The organism is Nakamurella flavida (genome assembly GCF_030811475.1).
Classification (GTDB): domain Bacteria; phylum Actinomycetota; class Actinomycetes; order Mycobacteriales; family Nakamurellaceae; genus Nakamurella; species Nakamurella flavida.
Window position 1 is genome coordinate 1,789,888 of the sequence record NZ_JAUSQV010000001.1, and the last position, 20,825, is coordinate 1,810,712.

Genomic DNA, 20,825 nt, shown 5'->3' on the forward strand with positions numbered 1-20,825 from the left:
GAGACGCACGACCGGTGTCGCTGTGCGGGCAGGTCCTGGCGCGGAGCGCCATGCGCCTGCCTGCGGCGTGCTGGTGGAGCTGACCTGCTCGACCCCGGGGGTACCCCGGAGAGTCCCGGCCCCGGGCGGACCCGGGGACTCGGACGTTCTCGTGCGCTCGTCCCGTTCGCGGGCCAGCCTGCCACACCGCGGGTGATCGTTCCCGGGCGAGACGGGGCGGTGCCCCGGGGCGGTGGTCCGCGTGCCGCCCGGCGACGCGGGCGAGTCGTACGCGTGTTCGGGGGTGACTGTCGGGGGTCGGGCCTACCGTGACGCCATGCCTTCCGCCCCGCCCTCGTCCCGCTCCGCGGCCAAGCCGGCCCGCCCGGCCTACCAGTGCTCCGAGTGCGGCAACGCCGCGGCCAAGTGGCACGGCCGCTGCCCGGAGTGCCAGGCCTGGGGCACGCTGCTCGAGGTGGGCGCACCGAAGGCGAGCCTGCGCCGCGTCACCGCCGGCCCGGTGAGTGCACCGGCGGTGCCCATCGCCCAGGTCCCGGCGGACTCGGTGCGGGCCCGGCCGAGCGGGCTGGCCGAGCTCGACCGGGTGCTCGGTGGCGGCCTGGTGCCCGGTGGTGTCGTGCTGCTGGCCGGTGAACCCGGTGTCGGCAAGTCGACGCTGCTGCTGTCGGCGGCGGCCGCCTGGGCGGCCGGCGGCCAGGGCGCCGTACTCATCGTCAGCGGCGAGGAGTCCGCGGCCCAGATCAGGCTGCGGGCGGACCGGATGGGCGCCCTGCATCCGCAGGTGTACCTGGCCGCGGAGAGCGAGTTGTCCGCCGTGCTCGGTCATCTCGACGCCGTCTCCCCCACCCTGCTGATCCTCGACTCGATCCAGACCATCGCCAGCGCCGAGGCCGAGGGCACCGCGGGCGGGGTCACCCAGGTGCGCGCGGTGGCCGCCGCGATCACTGCGGTGGCCAAGGAGCGGGGCGTGGCGACGGTGCTCGTCGGGCACGTCACGAAGGACGGGGCCATCGCCGGGCCGCGCGTGCTGGAGCACCTGGTCGACGTGGTCCTGCACTTCGAGGGCGACCGGCACTCCAGCCTGCGGCTCATCCGCGGGGTGAAGAACCGCTTCGGCCCGTCCGACGAGGTCGGCTGCTTCCAGATGGTGCACGACGGGATCGTCGGTCTCAGCGATCCGTCCGGTCTGTTCCTGTCCGGTCGGCGCAGCGCCGTCCCCGGAACCTGCGCCACCATTGCCCTGGAGGGCCGCCGGGCGCTGCCCGTGGAGCTGCAGGCCCTGGTGACGGAGTCGTCCGGCGAGCACGCCAGGCGGACCGTCTCCGGGCTGGACATGTCCCGGATGACGATGGTGCTGGCCATCCTGCAGCGGTGGGGCGGGGTCAGCCTGGCCGGCAAGGAAGTGCTCGCCGCGACGGTCGGCGGGGCTCGGATGGTCGAGCCGGCCGCGGACCTCGCCCTGGCCCTGGCCCTGTGGTCCTCCGCGCGGGACATCGCCCTGCACGGGTCCCTGGTGGTGCTCGGTGAGCTCGGCCTGTCCGCCGAGGTCCGGCCGGTCACCGGGCTCCCCCGGCGGCTGGTGGAGGCCCGCCGGCTCGGGTTCACCCATGCGATCGTCCCGGTCACCGCCGATCTGGCCGTCCCGGCCGGGATGCGGGTGGACCAGGTCGCCGATCTCGGTCAGGCCTTCCGGTGCATGGGCAACGACGACGGTGTGGTGCGCTGGCTGAAGAAGCGGGGCAGCTGATCCCACCGGACGGCGGTGATCCGTCGGGGGGCGAACAGCCCGGTCCGATCACGACGGGGGCGGGCGTGATCCCGCCGTCGGGTGGGTCGTCGACCGGTGGCCCGGGAACGGCCCTGCCTGGTCCGGGCGGGTGGCGGGCGACTTTAGACTGGCCCCGACCGGCTCGAAGGGGGTTCCAGGGGTGGATGAACGGGCGGCCGTCGCCGCGCAGCGCGAGGTGGTCGCGCGCGTCGCGCCCGGGACCGAACTCCGCGACGGGCTGGAGCGGATCCTGCGGGGACGGACCGGGGCGTTGATCGTCCTGGGCTTCGACCGGACGGTGGAGGCCATCTGCGACGGCGGCTTCCGGCTCGACGTCGAGTTCTCCCCGACGCGACTGCGGGAGCTGTCCAAGATGGACGGGGCGGTCGTCCTGAACGAGGACGCAACCCGCATCCTGCGGGCCAACGTGCAGCTCATGCCCGACGCGACGATCCCCACCGTCGAATCCGGCACCCGGCACCGCACCGCGGAACGGACGGCCCTGCAGACCGGTCACCCGGTCATCTCGGTCAGCCACTCCATGTCGATCATCAGCCTGTACTTCGCCGGGCGGCGTCACGTCGTCGCCGATCCGCCGACCATCCAGGGGCGGGCCAACCAGGCCCTGGCCACCCTGCAGCGCTACCGGGCCCGGCTCGACGAGGTCGCCCGCGGCCTGTCCGCGGTGGAGATCGAGGACTTCTCCACCCTGCGGGACGCCATGACGGTGCTGCAACGACTGCTCATGGTGGGGCGCATCGCCGAGGAGCTGACCAGTGACGTGGTCGAACTCGGCACGGACGGCCGCCTGCTGGCACTGCAGCTGGAGGAACTGCTCAACGGCACGCAGGGCATGCGCGAGATGCTCATCCGCGACTACCTCCCCGAGGACCCGACCGCCGAGGCGGTGGAGCAGAGCGCCCGGACCCTCGAGGGGATGGACGACACCGATCTGCTCGACCTGAACGCGCTGGCCCGGGCGGTCGGCTACTCCTCGACCGCGGCGGACGCCCTGGACACCGGCGTCAGCACCCGCGGGTACCGACTCCTGTCCGGGATCCCCCGCCTGCCGCCGGCCATCCTCGACCGGCTCATCAGCCACTTCGGCAACCTGCAGGGTCTGCTGGCCGCCACCGCGGCCGACCTGCAGGCGGTCGACGGCGTGGGTGAGACCCGCGCCCGCGGGGTCCGGGAGGGCTTGTCCCGGCTGGCGGAGTCCTCGATCGTGGACCGGTACGGCTCGGCCTTCTGATCCGGCTCGGCCTTCTGACCCGGCTCGGCCCTCTCATCCGGCTCGGCCCTCTGATCCGGCTCGGCCCTCTGATCCGGCTCGGCCCCGTCGACCGACCGGGGCGCGAACGGTATCGCCGGCACTGCCGGGGTCCGGTGTCGACCGGCCTCGCCTACCGACGTCAGCGGCCCGCTCGGCGCCGGCCGGCATCCGCTGCTGCGAGCTGGATCCGGCTCAGCCGACGATGAAGCCGGCGGGGCCGCTGCTCAGACCGCCGAGCGCGGCGACCACCGTGTAGGCACCCGGGGCCAGGGGCACCCGGTCCCCGACGCAGCCCGGTGCGGAGGTCGTCCCCGACCACTTGACGGTGTACCGGACCTGCTGGCCGGGCTCGAGGGTGCGCACCTCGGTGCCCTCGCCCGGGAAGCAGTCGGCGGTGGACCACTGGCGACTGCCGTCGGCGCCCAGCACGGTGAAGACCTGCAGCGTGCCGGACACGTCCCGCTGGCAGGCCTGGGTACCGGTGTTGGTGATGACCATGCTGAGGTTCGCCTGCTGGCCCGTGGCCAGCTGGGCCTGATCGGTGCCGGCGGTGACGGCGATCGCGCTGTCCGCGCAGATCAACCGGCCCTGGGCGTCGTAGCTGGGAGCGGGCTCCGGCGCGGGGGCCGGCGCCGGTTCGGCCGGGGCCGGGCCGATCGAGCCTTCGCCGGCCGGGGGCGCGGCGGGCGTCTCGGCCGGAGCCGGGGCGGGTGTCTCCACCGGGGCCGGGGTCTCCGCCGGGGCGGGGCTCTCGGCGGGCGGCGGCGCCGGCTCGGTGGACGCGGGCGCGGCCTCGGGGGTGCTCGGCGCGGCGGTCGTCGGTGCGGCCGGGCTGGTGGGCACCTCGCTGCTCGGGGTGGTGCTCGCCGCGGCCGGGTCGGTCGTCGGGGTGGCGGGCGGCGTCGAGGTGGGCGGCGGGGTGCTCGTGCTGGCCAGGACCCCGGTGAAGGTCGGGGCGGCGGACCCGACCGCGGCGGCGGTGGCGGTGGACGGATCCTCACCGGAGGAACGGGAGCTGCGCGCCGCGAGGAACCAGACGACGCCGATCAGCACGACGACCGCGGCGCCGATGGCCAGGATCCGGCGAAGCCAGTACACCGTGGGCGAGAGGGGGCCGACGGGGTGCATCACTCGGGCGACGGTAGTCTGCGGCTGACGTCGAACCGGGTTGCAACGCCGAGGGGACCCCTGTGACCGCCATCGAAGAACTGTTGCGCCGCAACCACACCACCGCCCTGTCGCACCCGGGCTTCATGGGCCCGAAGCCGACGCTCGGGGTCGCCGTGGTCATGTGCATGGACGCGCGGGTGGACGCGCACGCGGCCTTTCGCCTGCAGCCCGGCGAGGCCCACCTGATGCGGAACGCCGGCGGGGTGGTGACCGACGACGTCATCCGGTCGCTGGCCATCTCCCAGCACGCGCTGGGGACACGCGAGATCATGGTCATCCATCACACCGACTGCGGCCTGGCCCGGCTCGAGGAGGACTCCTTCCGCGCACACCTGGCGCAGTTCGCCGGGTACCGCCCGACCTGGTCGGTGCAGGCGTTCAAGGACCCGCACGACTCCGTCCGCGAATCGCTGCGCCGCATCCGCGACTCCCGCTTCCTGGCTCATCGTGACGGGGTCCGCGGGTTCATCTTCGACGTGGAGTCCGGCCTGCTCGAGGAGGTCTTCGCCGACGACGACGGCATCTCACCGCCGACCGTCCAGCCGGGCGACGACGTCGCGGGCGCGACGCCCGCTCCGGTCGGCGGGTCCGCGTCCGCGGATCAGCACTGACCGGACCGGGACCCGGTCGAAGCACCGCGCCGACCGGTCCGGCGCACCGCACGACCGTGACCCCACCGGGGGGCGCACCGGGCACGGTGTTCCCGGTGGACGACCTGCTGCAGTTCTACGCCGATCACCGCCGTGATCTCCCCTGGCGCGCACCGGGTGTCGGCGGCTGGCCCGTGCTGATCAGCGAGGTCATGCTGCAGCAGACCCCGGTCGCGCGGGTGCTGCCGGTCTATCTCGAGTGGGTCGCCCGATGGCCCACGCCCGCCGATCTCGCGGCCGACGCCCCCGGCGACGCCGTCCGGGCGTGGGGCCGGCTCGGATACCCGCGTCGCGCGCTGCGGTTGCACGCCGCGGCGACCGCCCTGGTGCAGCGGTTCGGCGGGGTCGTCCCGGACACGGTCGAGGAGTTGCTCTCGTTGCCCGGGGTCGGGGAGTACACCGCCCGGGCCGTCGCGGCGTTCGCCTTCGGTCGCCGGGAGCCGGTGGTCGACACCAATGTCCTGCGGGTGCTGTCCCGGGTGGTCCGGGGGGTCGACACGCAGGCGAGCGCGACCGCGGCGGACCGTCGGGAGATGGCCGCGCTGTTGCCGCAGGACGCAGCGGTCGCGGCGGTCCTGTCGGTGGCGGTCATGGAGTTCGGTGCCCTGGTGTGCACCAGCCGCTCCCCCGGTTGCGACGGATGCCCGGTCCGGCCGGACTGTGCCTGGTGGGCCGCGGGCCGGCCACCGCCGACGGTCCGTCGCAAGGCGCAGGGGTTCGCCGGGACGGACCGCCAGGTGCGGGGGTTGATCGTGGGTGCCCTGCGCGCCGGCGGCGAGTCGGTGAGCGAGGACGATCTCGCCACCCTGTGGCCCGACCCCGTCCAGTGGCGTCGCTGCCTGGACTCGTTGATCGTCGACGGCCTGGCCGTCCCCGACGGCTCCGGCCGGATCACCCTCCCCCGCTGACCCCGACAGTTCTCGCACCGAACGGGACTCGCTGGTCCGGGCGGGACGGGAACGCAGGAACGGCCCGCCCCCGCGAGGGGACGGGCCGTTCCGGTGGTGCGCGCGATCGACGTCAGAGCTGGAGGGTCACTCCTTCTCGAGATTGATCCCGTCGGTCTCGATCGTGAGGCCGGCCGGCACCGTCTCGGGCACCAGCTCCTCCCGGGGGACGCCGCGGAAGGTGAACTGCTGCTCCGCGCCCTCTCCCTCGACGTCGACCACGATGATCTGGCCGGCGCGGACCTCGTCGAACAGGATCTTCTCGGACAGCTTGTCCTCGATCTCCCGCTGGATGGTGCGACGCAGCGGCCGCGCACCCAGCACCGGATCGAAGCCACGCTCGCCGAGCAGCGTCTTGGCCGCGTCGGTCACCTCGATGCCCATGTCCTTGTTCTTCAGCGCACCTTCGACCCGCTTCAGCATGAGGTCGACCATCTGGTGGATCTCGACGCTGGTGAGCTGGTGGAACACGACGACGTCGTCGATGCGGTTGAGGAACTCGGGCCGGAAGTGGCGCTTGAGCTCGTCGTTGACCTTGGCCTTCATGCGGTCGTAATTCGACTCCGTCGTCCCCTGGGAGAAGCCCATGCCGACAGCCTTGGAGATGTCGGAGGTGCCCAGGTTGGAGGTGAACACGATCACCGTGTTCTTGAAGTCGACCGTGCGGCCCTGGCCGTCGGTCAGCCGGCCGTCCTCCAACACCTGCAGCAGCGTGTTGTAGATGTCCTGGTGGGCCTTCTCGATCTCGTCGAAGAGGATCACCGAGAAAGGCTTCCGGCGAACCTTCTCGGTCAGCTGGCCGCCCTCCTCGTAGCCCACGTACCCGGGAGGGGCACCGAAGAGCCGCGAGGCGGTGTAGCGGTCGTGGAACTCGCCCATGTCGACCTGGATGAGTGCGTCCTCGTCACCGAAGAGGAACTCGGCCAGCGCCTTGGTCAGCTCGGTCTTCCCGACGCCCGAGGGCCCCGCGAAGATGAACGAGCCCGACGGACGCTTCGGGTCCTTCAGACCCGCACGGGTCCGGCGGATCGCCTGCGAGACCGCCTTGACGGCCGGCTCCTGGCCGATGATCCGCTTGTGCAGCGCGTCCTCCATGCGCAGCAGGCGGGTCGTCTCGGCCTCGGTCAGCTTGACCACGGGGATGCCGGTCCAGTTGCCCAGCACCTCGGCGATCTGCTCGTCGTCGACCTCGCTGACGACGTCGAGATCGCCGTCCTTCCAGGCCTTCTCGCGCTCGGCCTTCTTGGTCAGCAGCTGCTTCTCGTTGTCGCGGAGGGCAGCGGCCTTCTCGAAGTCCTGGGAGTCGATGGCCGACTCCTTGTCGCGACGCACGACGGCCAGCTTGTCCTCGAACTCGCGGAGGTCCGGCGGCGCGGTCATCCGACGGATGCGCATCCGGGCGCCGGCCTCGTCGATCAGGTCGATCGCCTTGTCCGGGAGGAAGCGGTCGCTGATGTACCGGTCGGCCAGGGTGGCCGCGGCGACCAGCGCGTCGTCGGTGATGGTGATGCGGTGGTGCGCCTCGTAGCGGTCCCGCAGGCCCTTGAGGATCTCGATGGTGTGCGCCACCGAGGGCTCGCCGACCTGGATGGGCTGGAAGCGCCGCTCGAGCGCTGCGTCCTTCTCGACGTACTTGCGGTACTCGTCGAGGGTGGTCGCACCGATGGTCTGCAGCTCGCCACGGGCCAGCATCGGCTTGAGGATCGAGGCGGCGTCGATCGCGCCCTCGGCGGCACCCGCACCCACCAGGGTGTGGATCTCGTCGATGAACATGATGATGTCGCCGCGGGTGCGGATCTCCTTGAGCACCTTCTTCAGGCGCTCCTCGAAGTCACCGCGGTAGCGGGAGCCGGCGACCAGCGAACCGAGGTCGAGGGTGTAGAGGTGCTTGTCCTTCAGGGTCTGCGGGACGTCGCCGCGGATGATCGCCTGGGCCAGGCCCTCGACCACCGCGGTCTTGCCGACGCCGGGCTCGCCGATCAGCACCGGGTTGTTCTTGGTGCGGCGGGACAGCACCTGCATGACCCGCTCGATCTCCTTCTCGCGCCCGATGACCGGGTCGAGCTTGCCCTCGCGGGCGGACTGGGTCAGGTTGCGGCCGAACTGGTCCAGGACCAGCGAGGTCGACGGGGTGCCCTCGGAGCGCCCGCCCTCGGCGGCGGCGGTCTCCTTGCCCTGGTAGCCGGACAGCAGCTGCAGGACCTGCTGGCGGACCCGGTTGAGATCGGCGCCCAGCTTCACCAGGACCTGGGCGGCGACGCCCTCGCCCTCGCGGATGAGCCCGAGCAGGATGTGCTCGGTGCCGATGTAGTTGTGACCGAGCTGCAGCGCCTCGCGGAGGCTGAGCTCGAGGACCTTCTTGGCCCGGGGGGTGAAGGGGATGTGGCCGGACGGGGACTGCTGGCCCTGGCCGATGATCTCCTCGACCTGGGCGCGCACCCCTTCCAACGCGATACCGAGCGACTCGAGGGCCTTGGCGGCGACACCCTCGCCCTCGTGGATCAGGCCGAGCAGGATGTGCTCGGTCCCGATGTAGTTGTGGTTGAGCATCCGGGCCTCTTCCTGGGCCAGGACGACCACCCGCCGTGCTCGGTCGGTGAACCGTTCGAACATGTGCACTCCTTACGGGCGTGCGCGCAGAGATGAGACGGCGGACGATGCACGGACTGAATCCGACGGCGCCCGGTGGGGATGGTCTCCCCGCCGCGCGCCGATGTCCTGGACTGTAGTCCGGCGGCCCGGTCTGGGCCGCTGGTCCACAGGTGTGGTGCCGGTGGTTCCGACGGCACTGCGCACTGTGCCGCCGTGTCCTTCAACGCTGCCCGAGCGCGAGGCGTTCCGCCACGACCCCGGCTACGCCGACGGCGAACAGGCCCGCCCGCCGACGTCCACGATGCGGTCGGTGAGCTCAGTGAGCGGCCTGGTACGCCTCGATGACGGCTGCGGACAGCCGGCCACGCTCGGACACCTCGTGGCCGTTGGACCGGGCCCACTCGCGGATGGCGGCGGTCTGCTCGCGGTCCGGGGCGGTCCGGGCCGGCTTGGCCGATCCGCCGCGGGCGGCGCGGGCGCGGGCCCGGGGGGCGGCGGCACGGCGGCCGTCGACCCGACGGGCGTGCTCGACGTAGACGCCGAGCGCCTCGCGCAGACGCTGGGCGTTGGCGTCGTTGAGGTCGATCTCGTAGGCGGTGCCGTCCAGACCGAAGGAGACCGACTCGTCGGCGTCGGTCCCGTCGAGATCGTCGACGAGGGAGACGGTGGTCATGGTCGCCATAGCAATTCCTCTCCTACGGCCTTCCCGGCCGTGGAATTCTTGGAGGTCGTTGGCGCAGTGATTCCGCGGCGAGCCGATGATAACCGCAGGATCGACGGGTCACGGGCGCCGTGCGCACGCCGCCACACATCGACATCATTTCGTTGCCGCCCTTCCCGGGGAACGGCGGGAAAACGTGTCGAAGACCACCGTCGGGGCGGGCAACCGATCTTCCCGTGACGACGCGGACCGTCGGCGACCGCCGTTGTCCCGGCGGTCGCCGGAGTTTCACTCCGCGGGCTTGATGAACGGAAACAGGATGGTCTCCCGGATTCCCAACCCGGTCAGCGCCATCAGCAAACGGTCCAGTCCCATGCCCATGCCACCGGCCGGCGGCATGCCGTACTCCATGGCACGCAGGAAGTCCTCGTCGAGCACCATCGCCTCGTCGTCACCGAGACCGGCGAACCGGGCCTGGTCGACGAAACGCTGCCGCTGCACGACCGGGTCGACGAGTTCGGAGTAACCGGTCGCCGTCTCGTAACCGCGGATGTACAGATCCCATTTCTCGGCCAACCGCGGATCGTCGCGGTGCCCGCGCGTCAACGGAGCCGTCTCGGCCGGGAAATCACGCACGAAGGTCGGCGCCTGCAACGTCCGCGCCACCAGTTCGTCGAACAGTTCCTCGGCGAGCTTGCCCGGCCCGAAATGCGGGGCGACCTCGACCCCGATGCGCGCTGCATGTCGCTCGAGCTCACGCATCGATGTGCCCACGGTCACCTCTTCACCCAATGCGGTGGAGATGGCGCCGTAGAGGGTGACGGACTGCCATTCCCCGCCCAGGTCGAACTCGCTGCCGTCGGCGTGCACGGCCACCGTCGACCCGAACGTGGCGATCGTGGCCTGCTGCACCAGATCCCGGGTCAGCGCCGCGATCCCGTCGTAGTCGCTGTACGCCTCGTAGGCCTCCAGCATGACGAACTCCGGCGAGTGCGAGGAGTCGGCGCCCTCGTTCCGGAAATTGCGGTTGAGCTCGAACACCTTGTCGATCCCGCCGACCAGGGCCCGCTTGAGGTAGAGCTCCGGCGCGATACGCAGGAACAGGTCCATGTCCATCGCGTTCATGTGCGTGGAGAACGGGCGGGCGGCGGCGCCACCGTGCAGCACCTGCAGCATCGGCGTCTCCACCTCGAGGAAACCGCGGTCGTACAGGGTCGTCCGGATGGAACGGTTCACCGCGGCGCGGGTCTGGACCGTGCGGCGCGCCTGCGGGCGCACGATCAGGTCGACGTAGCGCTGGCGGACGCGGCTCTCCTCGGACAAAGCCCTGTGCGCCACCGGGAGCGGTCGCAACGCCTTGGCCGTGATGGCCCAGGAATCCGCCATCACCGACAGTTCGCCGCGCCGGGAGGTGATGACGGTGCCGTGCACGAACAGGTGGTCACCGAGATCCACGTCGGCCTTGAACGCGGCGAGGGAATCGGCCCCCACGGCGGCCAGCGAGATCATCACCTGCAGTTCGGTGCCGGTCTCCCCGGCACCGCCCTCGCGCAGGGTCGCGAAACACAATTTCCCGGAGTTCCGTTGGAACAACACACGACCGGTGACGCCGACGATCTCACCGGTGTCGGTGTCCGGCGGCAGATCGGGATGATCGGCGCGCAGTCGGGCCAGGGTGGTGGTCCGGGCCACGCCGACGGGATAGGGCTCGATCCCCTGTTCCACCAACCGCCGGCGCTTCTCGCGTCGCACCCGCATCTGCTCGGGCAGGTCCTCGTCGAGGGTCTGGGAGCCGGGATCGGGCAGGACCGGATCGGCAGGGCGCGGGTCGGAGTTCACGGAAGATCAGCCTACTGGCCGGGCGATACTGCTCCGGTGCCCCGTCCGCCCCTCACCCCCTCGCTCGTGGACCCCGCCGCCGACCCGGCCGGGCACGCCGGGTCCGTGACGCTCACCCGCGCCGAGTGGCTCGAGAAGGAACAGCAGCACCGGACACGGGTCGACGACCTGCTCGCCGGGCACCGGGAACGGGCCGCCCGCGGCCGGGCGCACCCGGTGGAGGACTTCCTCTTCACCTACTACTCCCAGCGCCCCGGGCACCTGCGGCGATGGTTCCCCGGCGTCGGCGTGGTGCTCCAGGACGCGGATGAACGCGTCGGGCAACCCTGGGCCCTGGTCGTGCCCGGCACGGACCGGCCGTCCGGGGTCGTCCTGGACGCCGCGGGGTTCGCCGAGCGCCGGGCGCCCCTGCTGGCCTTCCTGCACCGCTACCTGGCCGCCACCGCCTCGGCCACCCCGGTGTTCGGCTGCTTCGGCCTGCACGAGTGGGCGATGGTCTACCGGGACGGGGCCGGCGGGGACGAGGCGCCGGGCAGCCCGGCCGGCCCGACCACGGCGACATCCGGCGGCATGGGCGGTCGGCGGCACGCGCAGTACCCGCTGCGCCTCGGTGCGGCCGGCACGGACGCCGTGGTCGAGGAGGCGGGGGTCCGGTGCACGCACTTCGACGCGTTCCGCTTCTTCACCCCCGAGGCCCGACCCCGCAACGCCGGCGCCCTGACGCGCGAGGGTGCCGTGCACGACGACCAGCCCGGCTGCCTGCACGTGGGGATGGATCTGTACAAGTGGGCCTACAAGCTCGCCCCGGCCGTGCCGGCGGAGCTGGTCGTGGACTGCTTCGTCCTGGCTCGGGACATCCGCGAGCTGGACATGCGGGCCTCCCCGTACGACCTGACCGCCCTGGGGTACTCCCCGGTCCCGATCGAGACCGCTCAGGGCCGTTCCCGGTACGCCGCCGAGCAGCGGGCGATGACCGTCCGGGCCCGGCCGCTGCGCGAGCGCCTGCGCGCGGTGGTGGCGGAACTGCGGGCGGCCACGCCGCCGGTACCGGGCAACTGACACCCGGGGGGAGCCGGCGTCGGCGGTCCGGACCGGGGTCGACCTGCCGGGGAAGTGTCAGCGGCCGGAGCGGCCGGCGTCCGGAGCGCGCAGGCAGTGCTCCAGGTACAGCCCGCCGCCCACCATGACCAGAGCGCCGGCCACCCCGATCAGGGCGCTGGGGGTGTCGGCCGCGGCCGCGAGCACCTGGGCCGAGCGGGGCCACACGTAGGCGAGCAGCCCGACCCACAGACCGAGCAGCGCCGACCCGGCCAGCGAGGTGGCCTTGGCCGCCATCAGGGCGCGGGCGGCGGTCAACGGCGGCACCGGCCGCCGTGACGGACCGGGGGCACCGATCGGCGTGCCGTCGGGCCGACGATCGGCGGAGTCCTGGATGCGGGCGCGGAAGCCGTGCCCGACGACGGCCTCCCCCACCCCGAGCAGGGCGGGGACGAGGCCGGCCAGGCGGGGTAACGGCGGCAGGCTCGAGTAACCCGCCAGCACGAGCAGGAACCCGACCACGGCGGCGACCAGAACGACGGCGACCAGATCGCGGCCTCGGGTGAACATCACCCCCGGGTCACCCCCCATGGACGCTGCCGATCCGCTCCACGTCGCTGGTGTCCAGCCCGGCCAGCAGGGCCGCCACCGGGCCGTGTCCGGGCAGCTCGGCGTCCGGGTCGATCTCCGCCCACGGCACCAGCACGAACGCACGCGCGGCGGCCCGCGGGTGGGGCAGGGTCAGCTCGGGATCGTCGTCGACCACGTCGAGGTCGCCCATCCGCACGGTCACCACATCGGCGTCCAGGGTCCGCGGCCCCCACCGGACCGATCGATCCCGCCCGGCGGCCGCCTCGAGCTCACGGCAGCGGGCCAGCCATCCGGCCGGACCGAGGTCGTCGTCCCGGGCGACCAGCGCCAGGTTGAGGTAGTCCGGCTGCGGGACCGGGCCCCACGGCGGCGTCCGGTACAGATGGGACACAGCGAGCACGGCCGGCCCCAGAGCGGCGACGGCCGTCCGCAGGTGCGCCGCACGATCGCCGAGGTTGGAGCCCAGGGACAGCACCGCGCGGCTCATCCGGGCCCCGGCCCGGTGGCCGCTCCGGTGCGGCCGCCGCGCGTCGACCGGCGGACGGTCACCGCGACGTCGTCGAAGGTGAGCGGGATCGGTGCGGCGGGCTTGTGCACGGTGACCTCGACGGCGTGCACCGGATACCCGTCCATGATCGCGTCGGCGATCCGGGCCCCCACCACCTCGATCAGGTTCGCCGGCGGTCCGGCCACGACATCCGCGGCGAGCTGGGCGATCTCGCCGTAGTGGATGGTGTCGGTGACGTCGTCGGACGCGGCCGCCGCCGAAGCGTCGAACCACAGGGTCACGTCGACGACGAACTCCTGCCCGTCGCGGCGCTCGTGCTCGAACACCCCGTGACGACCGAAGACCCGCAGGCCGGTGAGGGCGATCCGATCAGCCATGAGCTCCACCCACCCGGACTGCCGGGACCGGCCGCGCCCGGTCGACGGCGTCGACCACCCGGACGGCGTCCAGACTGTCGCCGACCTCGTGGACACGCACGCCCCAGGCGCCGGCCGCGGCGGCGAGGGCCGAGACGGCCGTGGTCGCGGCCTCCCGCCCCGCCGCCGGGCGCGGCTCACCGTCCACGGCGAGCAGATCACCCAGGAAGCGCTTGCGGGAGGCGCCCACCAGCAGCGGAAGGCCCATCCCGCCGGTGTCCACCGGCCCGGCGAGCTCGGCCAGCGCGGCGAGCAGGGCCCAGTTGTGCCGCCCGGTCTTGGCGAACCCCAATCCGGGATCGAGCACGATGCGGTCCTCGCGGACCCCGGCGGCCAGCGCCACGCCGACCCGGCCCAGCAACTCGGCGCGTACCTCGGCGACGACGTCGTCGTAGTGGGCCCGGCTCTGCATGTCCGCGCTGTGGCCGCGCCAGTGCATCAGCACGCAGGGCACCTCGAGCTCGGCCACGGCGGGGATCATCGCCGGGTCGGCGAGACCGCCGGAGACGTCGTTGACGAGCACCGCCCCGGCGGCGACCGCGGCGCGGGCGATCTCGGCACGGGTGGTGTCGACACTGCACGGCACGCCCTGGGCCGTGAGCTCGCGGATGACCGGGAGGACCCGCTCGCGTTCCTGGTCGGCCGGTACCCGGTGCGCGCCGGGGCGGGTCGACTCCCCGCCGACGTCGACGATGTCCGCACCCTGGGCGTGCAGCTGCCGGCCGCGCGCCACCGCCCGGTCGGTGTCCAGGAAACGGCCGCCGTCGGAGAACGAGTCGGCGGTCACGTTCACCACGGCCATGACCAGGCAGCGATCGGGGTGGGGCAGGCCGGGCACGGGGCCGTCGGGGCGCCCGGAACGCGCGGGACGGACGGACACGGTCAGCGGCCCGTGATCAGGCTCATCGCCTCGGCCCGCGTGCGCGCCTCGGTCTTGAACGCACCCCGGACGGCCGAGGTGACCGTCACCGCGCCGGGCTTGCGGATGCCCCGCATGCCCATGCAGAGATGCTCGGCCTCGATCACCACGATGACGCCGACCGGGTGCAGCCGGCGGACCAGGGCATCGGCGATCTGCGTGGTCAACCGTTCCTGGACCTGCGGTCGGCGGGCGTACCCGTCGACGAGCCGGGCCAGCTTGGACAGCCCGGTCACCCGGCCGTCGCGCCCGGGGATGTAGCCGACGTTGGCCTTGCCGAAGAACGGCAACAGGTGGTGTTCGCAGGTGGAGAACAGCTCGATGTCGCGGACCAGCACCATCTCGGCGTGGTTCTCGTCGAACGTCGTGTCCAGCACGTCGTCGGGGTTCTGGGAGAGGCCGGAGAACTGCTCGACGTACGCCCGGGCCACCCGGTCCGGGGTGGCCAGCAGACCGTCCCGGTCGGGGTCCTCGCCGATGGCCAGCAGCAGTTCACGGACGGCGGCCCGGGCGCGGACCAGGTCCACGCCCGACACGGGGTCTCCGACCGGGCCGTGGGGGGAGTCGACCCCCACGGCGTGCGCGGAGACCATCGGGCTCACCGCCGGGGGCCGCTCGGCGGCGGCGCCCACGGATCGAGCGGCGGCTCGCCGTCCGGGCCAGGACCCGTCCGACCCGTCGGAGTGCTGCCGTGGCCGTTCGTACCCGAGCCACCGTTGTGGCCGCCACCGTTCTGGGGATCGCCGTACTGGGGACGACCGTTCTGGCCGGCCCCGTTCTGGCCGGCGCCGTTCCATCCCGACGCCCCGGGAGCGGGCGGGTATCCGTTCGGACCGCCGTACTGGGGGGCGGTCGGCTGACCGGCCCCGTTCCCCGGATCCTGCGGCTGTTCCCACCCGGGCATCGGCGCGAGCGGGCCGGGCAGCACGCCACCCGTCCAGTTCGAGCCGGGCCCCGGCGTGGTGCCGGGGACCGGCCACTCGCCGTACTGCTGGGACTGACCGGCGCCGACCGGGACCGGCTGCACACCGGTGGGCGGCAGCTCGACGTTCGGTCGCACCTTCTCCGGCACGGGCGGCGGCCACGGCTCGCCGCGCTCGATGGCCAGCTCGCCCGGGGTCTTGATGGGCGGGCGGTCCGACGGCAGCCGGGTGCCGAACTGGTCGAAGGTGGTGATGCGCGGGCGCTTGGCGATCCCGCTGAAGATGACCTCGAGATCGCGGCGCTCCAGCGTCTCCTTCTCCAGGAGCGCGAAGGCCAGCTCGTCGAGCACGTCCCGGTAGTGGTTCAGCACGGCCCAGGCCTCGGTGTGCGCGGCCTCGATGAGCGCACGGACCTCGCCGTCGATCTCGCTGCCCACCTCGATCGAGTAGTCCGGCGAGTGACCGTAGGTGCGACCCAGGAACGGTTCGTCGTCGCCGGAGCCGTACTTCACCGCACCCAGGCGCGCGGACATGCCGTACTCGGTGACCATCGCGCGGGCGATCTTGGTGGCCTGGGCGATGTCGGACGAGGCCCCGGTGGTGGGCTCGGCGAAGACCAGCTCCTCCGCGGCCCGACCGCCCATGGCCATGACCAGGCGGGCGATCATCTCCGAGCGCGTCATCAGGCCCTTGTCGTCCTCGGGGACGACCAGCGCATGCCCGCCCGTGCGACCGCGCGGCATGATCGTGACCTTGTAGACCGGCTCCAGATCGGGCATCGCCCAGGCCGCGAGGGCGTGTCCGCCCTCGTGGTAAGCGGTGATCTTCTTCTCCTTCTCGGAGATGAGCTTGCCCTTGCGGGCGGGCCCGCCGACCACGCGGTCGACGGACTCCTCGAGCGCCTTGTCGGTGATGATCGTGCCGTGTTCGCGGGCGGTCAGCAGCGCCGCCTCGTTGATGACGTTGGCCAGGTCGGCGCCGGACATGCCGACGGTCCGCTTGGCCAGGGCCAGGAAGTCGACGTCGGCCGCGAAGGGCTTGCCCTTGGCGTGCACGGCCAGCACGGCCTGCCGGCCGCGCAGATCGGGCGAACCGACGGGGATCTGCCGGTCGAACCGGCCGGGCCGCAGCAGTGCCGGGTCCAGGATGTCCGGGCGGTTGGTGGCGGCGATGAGGATGATGCCGCCCTTGGCCTCGAAGCCGTCCATCTCCACCAGGAGCTGGTTCAGCGTCTGCTCCCGCTCGTCGTGGCCACCGCCCATGCCGGCGCCACGGTGCCGGCCGACGGCGTCGATCTCGTCGACGAAGATGATCGCCGGGGCGTTCTGCTTGGCCTGCTCGAACAGGTCACGGACACGGGAGGCGCCGACGCCGACGAACATCTCGACGAAGTCGGACCCGGAGATCGTGTAGAACGGCACGCCGGCCTCACCGGCGACGGCCCGCGCGAGCAGCGTCTTGCCGGTTCCGGGGGGCCCGTACAGCAGCACGCCCTTGGGGATCTTGGCACCGAGGGCCTGGTAGCGGCCGGGGTTCTGCAGGAAGTCCCGGATCTCGTCGAGCTCCTCGACGGCCTCGTCGGCCCCGGCGACATCGGTGAACTTCGTCTGCGGCATGTCCTTGGTGAGCAGCTTGGCCTTGGACTTGCCGAACGACATCACCTTGTTGCCGCCACCCTGGGCGTTGTTCATCATCCAGAGCAGGAACAGGATGATCAGCCCGACCGGGATCAGGTAGATGAGCAGCGAGAACAGCGTGGACTCGCTCGTCACCGTGGTGTCGAAGTTGCCCCCGATGCGTCCGGCGTCCTTGGCCGCCTGGACGTCGGAGAAGATCTGGTCGCCCGCGCCGTAGGGGTACTGCGTGTAGATCTTGGTCGCGCCGTCGAGCGGGGTGTTCAACGTCAGGCGGAGCCGCTGCTCCTTGTCGTCGATCAGCGCCTCGGCGACGTTCCCCGACTGGATCTGGGCCAGGGCCACCGAGGTGGGCTGCTGGGCGTATCCGCGTGTCTCGTCCGAGAGGAAGGAGAACGTCAGATAGACGACGAGCACCAGTCCGATCCAGACCAGTGGCGAGCGGAGCAGGCGCTTACGATCCATGTGGCGTGCGGCCGCTGAGGCGGCCTCGACCCTCCCTGACATCACCGGGCGCCCTCGCGGGCAGAACGGGCGGCGGTGCCGGCGCGTACCCCGCCTTGGCGTCACTGCCGGTGATTGGAAGTGACGTCAAGGAGCGGCGCCCGAGCGCGGCCGATCGGCTCAGCCTACCGCGCAGCCTGTGGCGGACCGGGGCGTTCGCTGCGGGGAGAACGGGGAACCTTCGACAGCCTGGCGCGGCCCGAACACGCCCGGTGACCGGGCCACGGGCAGGCCCGTCGGACTCGTGGGCCCGATCCCGGTATCAGCGGTACATGTGCTCCCCGAGCAGGCCGACGAACGGCAGGTCGCGGTAGCGCTCGTCGTAGTCGAGCCCGTAGCCGACGACGAACTCGTTGGGGATGTCGAAGCCGACGTAGTCGACCTCGATGTCGACCTTGACCGCCTCGGGCTTCCGGAGCAGGGCGACCACGTCGATGGCCGCCGGCCCGCGAGTGGCGAGATTCTTCAGCAGCCACGAGAGCGTGAGACCGGAGTCGATGATGTCCTCGACGATGATCACGCGGCGGCCGGTGATGTCGCGGTCCAGGTCCTTCAGGATCCGCACCACCCCCGAGGACGAGGTCGCCGAGCCGTACGAGGTGACCGCCATGAACTCCAGCTCGGCCGGGATGGGCAGCGCCCGGGCGAAATCGGTGACGAACATCACCGCCCCCTTGAGGACGCAGACCAGCAGCGGCGGGGTGTCCAGGTGGTGGTCGGCGGCCACCGCGGCGGCCAGCTCGGCGATCTTCGCCTGCAGGGTCGCGCCGTCGATGAGGACGGCGGACAGCTCGTCGGCATACCCGTGGGGCGCACCGGAATCCGTCGCGTCCGATCCGGGGGCCCGACGCTCGGCCGGTGCGGAGACCGCCGTGGTCAGGGCCTGACCTGCGCCTGCGGACCGATCGCGGGCGGCGGCGCCGGCGGCCGACTCGGGCAGGGCGGATGCGGGCGACGACTCCGGGGACTTGCTGGTCACGATGAGCTCCGCAGGGGTCGGGGGGCTCGGGCCAGCCGAGCAGGATGCCACCGATCACGTTCCGGTCCGTTCCGGGCCAGGCTCGCGTCCGGTCGCGCTCCCAGAGTGTCACCCACCCGGCAGGGCCGGATCGCCGGGTACCGCGCGTCGGCCACGATCACCCCGGTCGGTGGCCCGTCACGACCGGCGTCAGGACGAGCCGCCCGGCCCGCCTGGTCACGTCGAGTCCCGGCGGCACGCGGACGGCACTGCCGGCCGGGCCGGGCCGGGTGAGCGCGTCGACCCGGGTCAGGTGTTCGTGGGTCAGCGGCCCGGCACCGGCGTCGGCGAGCCAGGCCCGGAGCATCCGGCGACGGACGGCGGTGGGCTCCCCGACCAGCCGGTCGCACCCGATCGTCACCGCGCCGCCGACCGGCCCGTCCCCCGTCGACGCCCCCGCCGCGGGATCCGCGTGCGCCGACAGGCGGGCCCGGGCCAGCTCGTCGAGTGCATCGGTGTCCTGTGCGGTCAGCTCGGCCGTCCGGGCCAGGGCCGCGACGACCCCTCCGCCCAGCACCTCGTCCAGCAGCGGCATGACCTCGCGGCGCACCCGCACCCGGGTGTACGCGGGGTCGAGGTTGTGCGGGTCCTGCCAGGGCGTGAGCCCGGCCTCGGCGCACCGGCGCTCGGTGTCCGCCCGACGGACCCCGAGCAGGGGACGGCCCCACGGCGGCCGCCAGGCCCGCATCCCGGCCAGCGAACGGGGTCCCGAACCCCGGGCGAGACCGAGCAGGACCGTCTCGGCCTGGTCATCGGCGGTGTGCGCGAGGAGCACGGCCGCCGCCGGTCCGGCCGGCCGGACGCTCTCGGCCAGGGCGGCGTACCGGGCCCGGCGCGCCGCGGCCTCCGGCCCCCCGGGCCCGTCCACCCGCACGGTGCGGACGTCCACGGCGGAATACCCCATGTCGCGCAGCACGGTGGCGGTCGTTCGGGCCCGGTCGGCCGAACCGTCCTGCAGACCGTGGTCGACGGTCACGGCGCTCGTCGGGCGACGGCCGGCGACGGCGCGGACGGCCAGAGCCAGCGCGAGGGAATCGGCTCCGCCGGAGCAGGCCACGCACACCGGATCGTCGGGGCCCAGGGTGGCGTCGAGCCACCTCCGGACGGCCCGGTCCACCCCGGACGGGTGATCGACCGGTGTCATGCCGCGATCGGCGGTGTCGGTGCGGATGTCGGCGGTGCCGGCCTCGCCGGTGCTGATCCCGCCGGTGCGAACTCCGGCGGCACGGACCCGCGCGGTGCGGACGGGGGTCGCATGCTCAGCCCAGGACGCGGGTGACCCAGGCGTCCGGGTCGGTGATCTCCGCCCGGGTGGGCAGGGTCTGCGGGGAGGTCCAGACGGTGTTGAACCCGTCCATGCCGACCCGGTCGACCACGGCGCCGACGAAGGCGGCGCCCCTGACGTACTGGGCCGTCTTCATGTCCATGCCGAGCAGCGAGCGCAGGATGCGGTCGAAGGGGCCCTGACCCTTGCGGCGGCGGACGGTGAACGCCGCCCGGATCTTCTCCACGGACGGGACGACATCCGGGCCCACCGCGTCCATGACGAAGTCCGCGTGCCCCTCGAGCAGGCTCATCAGGCCCATCAGGTCGTCGAAAACCGCGCGCTGGGCCGGCGTCTGGATGGTCTCCACCCACGACCGCGGATCGGCGGACGAACGCCGCCGCGCGGTCACGCCCTCGAGGATCCGTTTGAGCAGGTCCGGCAGATCGGTCTCGGTGGCGTCGGCGAACGCGGCCACCTGCGCGCGGAAGTGATCACGCAGCCAGGGCACGGCGGTGAACTGCAGGCGGTGGGTGCTCTCGTGCAGACACACCCACAACCGGAAGTCGGTCGGGTCGACCTCGAGCTCCCGCTCGACCTTGACGATGTTCGGGGCGACCAGCAGCAGCCGACCGGGATCGTCCGGGTCGCCACCGAGCGGGTCGTACTGGCCGAGCACCTTGCCGGAGAGGAAGCCGAGCACCGCACCGATCTGACTGCCCGCCGCGGACGGCGCCCGTCGGCCCCCCTTGCCGCCGGCCTTGGCCAGCGCGGCGGACATCTTGGCCGAGAGGGGTTCGGTCAGCAGCTCCATGCCCTGCGCCGTGGCCGTGATCCAGCCGCGCCGGTCCACCACCTCGGCGTCCTGCACGGGCAGCTCGGCCCCGAGCCGGGTGGTGACCCGGACGGCCAGCTCGGCCCGCGCGGAGAACTCCCGCAGATCGCGGACGACGGCCGCGGCCTCGGCCGGGCCGACCGCCGGGCCGGTCGGTGCCACCCGGTGCCCGGCACGCACGGCGGCGGCCCAGTCGATCGCGTCAGCTGGCATGGCGCCCACGGTAGAGCAGCGCCCCGACAAGCCCCCGGTGCTCCGCACCGGACGGGTCGGTG

Annotated in this window: 18 protein-coding genes; 5 read left to right on the forward strand and 13 right to left on the reverse strand. The window is 72.7% G+C overall.

All coding sequences use genetic code 11. The annotated features are described in order from the left end of the window. Positions 1–316: 316 nt before the first annotated feature. Together radA and disA are read left to right on the forward strand one after the other, a co-directional pair. The gene (radA, locus tag J2S58_RS08070) at positions 317–1,747 is read left to right on the forward strand and encodes a DNA repair protein RadA (protein WP_205255834.1); all 1,431 of its coding nucleotides are present in this window, start codon (positions 317–319) and stop codon (positions 1,745–1,747) included. Between the two features lie 181 nt (positions 1,748–1,928). After that, positions 1,929–3,020 carry a DNA integrity scanning diadenylate cyclase DisA gene (disA, locus tag J2S58_RS08075; RefSeq protein ID WP_205255833.1) on the forward strand — a complete coding sequence of 364 codons (1,092 nt, stop codon included), beginning with the start codon at positions 1,929–1,931 and terminating at the stop codon, positions 3,018–3,020. A 213-nt stretch (positions 3,021–3,233) separates the two neighbouring features. On the opposite strand, the gene J2S58_RS08080 is transcribed toward disA, so the two are convergent. After that, on the reverse strand, positions 3,234–4,169 hold the full coding sequence (locus J2S58_RS08080) for a hypothetical protein (RefSeq protein WP_420833835.1): 936 nt from the start codon (positions 4,167–4,169) through the stop codon (positions 3,234–3,236). Positions 4,170–4,231: 62 nt separating this feature from the next. Between J2S58_RS08080 and J2S58_RS08085 the strand changes: the two genes are divergently transcribed. After that, positions 4,232–4,822, forward strand: a complete 591-nt coding sequence (locus J2S58_RS08085) for a beta-class carbonic anhydrase (RefSeq protein ID WP_205255831.1) — start codon at positions 4,232–4,234, stop codon at positions 4,820–4,822. A gap of 56 nt (positions 4,823–4,878) precedes the next feature. Beyond that, a complete protein-coding gene (locus J2S58_RS08090; protein ID WP_306827620.1) occupies positions 4,879–5,769 on the forward strand; it encodes an HhH-GPD family protein in 891 nt (296 codons plus the stop codon). A 126-nt stretch (positions 5,770–5,895) separates the two neighbouring features. Here J2S58_RS08090 and J2S58_RS08095 read toward each other — a convergent pair whose 3' ends face one another. The 3 genes from J2S58_RS08095 to lysS form a co-directional block, all read right to left on the reverse strand. Continuing rightward, complete coding sequence (locus J2S58_RS08095; RefSeq protein ID WP_205255830.1) at positions 5,896–8,421, reverse strand: ATP-dependent Clp protease ATP-binding subunit; 2,526 nt, start codon at positions 8,419–8,421, stop codon at positions 5,896–5,898. Between the two features lie 295 nt (positions 8,422–8,716). Beyond that, positions 8,717–9,082 carry a histone-like nucleoid-structuring protein Lsr2 gene (locus J2S58_RS08100; RefSeq protein WP_205255829.1) on the reverse strand — a complete coding sequence of 122 codons (366 nt, stop codon included), beginning with the start codon at positions 9,080–9,082 and terminating at the stop codon, positions 8,717–8,719. 267 nt (positions 9,083–9,349) lie between these two features. After that, positions 9,350–10,819: a lysine--tRNA ligase gene (gene lysS / locus J2S58_RS08105; RefSeq protein WP_205256062.1), complete on the reverse strand. Its 1,470-nt coding sequence runs from the start codon at positions 10,817–10,819 to the stop codon at positions 9,350–9,352. Positions 10,820–10,966: 147 nt separating this feature from the next. Between lysS and J2S58_RS08110 the strand changes: the two genes are divergently transcribed. Continuing rightward, complete coding sequence (locus J2S58_RS08110; RefSeq protein WP_370881864.1) at positions 10,967–11,959, forward strand: 3-methyladenine DNA glycosylase; 993 nt, start codon at positions 10,967–10,969, stop codon at positions 11,957–11,959. A gap of 57 nt (positions 11,960–12,016) precedes the next feature. Here J2S58_RS08110 and J2S58_RS08115 read toward each other — a convergent pair whose 3' ends face one another. The 9 genes from J2S58_RS08115 to J2S58_RS08155 all read right to left on the reverse strand — a co-directional run bounded on the left by J2S58_RS08115 (position 12,017) and on the right by J2S58_RS08155 (position 20,763). After that, positions 12,017–12,508: a DUF3180 domain-containing protein gene (locus J2S58_RS08115; RefSeq protein ID WP_205255827.1), complete on the reverse strand. Its 492-nt coding sequence runs from the start codon at positions 12,506–12,508 to the stop codon at positions 12,017–12,019. A gap of 10 nt (positions 12,509–12,518) precedes the next feature. Then, positions 12,519–13,016, reverse strand: a complete 498-nt coding sequence (gene folK, locus J2S58_RS08120; RefSeq protein ID WP_205255826.1) for a 2-amino-4-hydroxy-6-hydroxymethyldihydropteridine diphosphokinase — start codon at positions 13,014–13,016, stop codon at positions 12,519–12,521. Next, positions 13,013–13,414, reverse strand: coding sequence for a dihydroneopterin aldolase (folB, locus tag J2S58_RS08125; RefSeq protein ID WP_205255825.1), 402 nt, complete (start codon positions 13,412–13,414; stop codon positions 13,013–13,015). Before folB ends, folK begins: the two co-directional genes overlap by 4 nt. Further along, complete coding sequence (folP, locus tag J2S58_RS08130; protein ID WP_205256061.1) at positions 13,407–14,255, reverse strand: dihydropteroate synthase; 849 nt, start codon at positions 14,253–14,255, stop codon at positions 13,407–13,409. Before folP ends, folB begins: the two co-directional genes overlap by 8 nt. A gap of 80 nt (positions 14,256–14,335) precedes the next feature. Further along, positions 14,336–14,965, reverse strand: a complete 630-nt coding sequence (gene folE, locus J2S58_RS08135) for a GTP cyclohydrolase I FolE (protein WP_205255824.1) — start codon at positions 14,963–14,965, stop codon at positions 14,336–14,338. Positions 14,966–14,970: 5 nt separating this feature from the next. Next, positions 14,971–17,394, reverse strand: a complete 2,424-nt coding sequence (gene ftsH, locus J2S58_RS08140; RefSeq protein ID WP_240188467.1) for an ATP-dependent zinc metalloprotease FtsH — start codon at positions 17,392–17,394, stop codon at positions 14,971–14,973. Positions 17,395–17,695: 301 nt separating this feature from the next. Next, positions 17,696–18,223 carry a hypoxanthine phosphoribosyltransferase gene (gene hpt, locus J2S58_RS08145; RefSeq protein ID WP_338093203.1) on the reverse strand — a complete coding sequence of 176 codons (528 nt, stop codon included), beginning with the start codon at positions 18,221–18,223 and terminating at the stop codon, positions 17,696–17,698. Between the two features lie 346 nt (positions 18,224–18,569). Further along, positions 18,570–19,595, reverse strand: coding sequence for a tRNA lysidine(34) synthetase TilS (gene tilS, locus J2S58_RS08150; protein WP_205255823.1), 1,026 nt, complete (start codon positions 19,593–19,595; stop codon positions 18,570–18,572). 115 nt (positions 19,596–19,710) lie between these two features. Continuing rightward, positions 19,711–20,763 carry a zinc-dependent metalloprotease gene (locus J2S58_RS08155; RefSeq protein ID WP_205255822.1) on the reverse strand — a complete coding sequence of 351 codons (1,053 nt, stop codon included), beginning with the start codon at positions 20,761–20,763 and terminating at the stop codon, positions 19,711–19,713. Between the last annotated feature and the right edge of the window lie 62 nt (positions 20,764–20,825).

What these genes read in the sequence shown, in the direction of transcription:
- radA (WP_205255834.1), top strand. Translation starts at nt 317, where the DNA reads ATGCCTTCCGCCCCGCCCTCGTCCCGCTCCGCGGCCAAGCCGGCCCGC.
- J2S58_RS08080 (WP_420833835.1), bottom strand. Translation starts at nt 4,169, where the DNA reads ATGCACCCCGTCGGCCCCCTCTCGCCCACGGTGTACTGGCTTCGCCGG.
- J2S58_RS08095 (WP_205255830.1), bottom strand. Translation starts at nt 8,421, where the DNA reads ATGTTCGAACGGTTCACCGACCGAGCACGGCGGGTGGTCGTCCTGGCC.
- J2S58_RS08100 (WP_205255829.1), bottom strand. Translation starts at nt 9,082, where the DNA reads ATGGCGACCATGACCACCGTCTCCCTCGTCGACGATCTCGACGGGACC.
- lysS (WP_205256062.1), bottom strand. Translation starts at nt 10,819, where the DNA reads ATGCGGGTGCGACGCGAGAAGCGCCGGCGGTTGGTGGAACAGGGGATC.
- J2S58_RS08115 (WP_205255827.1), bottom strand. Translation starts at nt 12,508, where the DNA reads ATGTTCACCCGAGGCCGCGATCTGGTCGCCGTCGTTCTGGTCGCCGCC.
- folK (WP_205255826.1), bottom strand. Translation starts at nt 13,016, where the DNA reads ATGAGCCGCGCGGTGCTGTCCCTGGGCTCCAACCTCGGCGATCGTGCG.
- folB (WP_205255825.1), bottom strand. Translation starts at nt 13,414, where the DNA reads ATGGCTGATCGGATCGCCCTCACCGGCCTGCGGGTCTTCGGTCGTCAC.
- folP (WP_205256061.1), bottom strand. Translation starts at nt 14,255, where the DNA reads ATGGCCGTGGTGAACGTGACCGCCGACTCGTTCTCCGACGGCGGCCGT.
- folE (WP_205255824.1), bottom strand. Translation starts at nt 14,965, where the DNA reads ATGGTCTCCGCGCACGCCGTGGGGGTCGACTCCCCCCACGGCCCGGTC.
- ftsH (WP_240188467.1), bottom strand. Translation starts at nt 17,394, where the DNA reads ATGGATCGTAAGCGCCTGCTCCGCTCGCCACTGGTCTGGATCGGACTG.
- tilS (WP_205255823.1), bottom strand. Translation starts at nt 19,595, where the DNA reads ATGACACCGGTCGATCACCCGTCCGGGGTGGACCGGGCCGTCCGGAGG.
- J2S58_RS08155 (WP_205255822.1), bottom strand. Translation starts at nt 20,763, where the DNA reads ATGCCAGCTGACGCGATCGACTGGGCCGCCGCCGTGCGTGCCGGGCAC.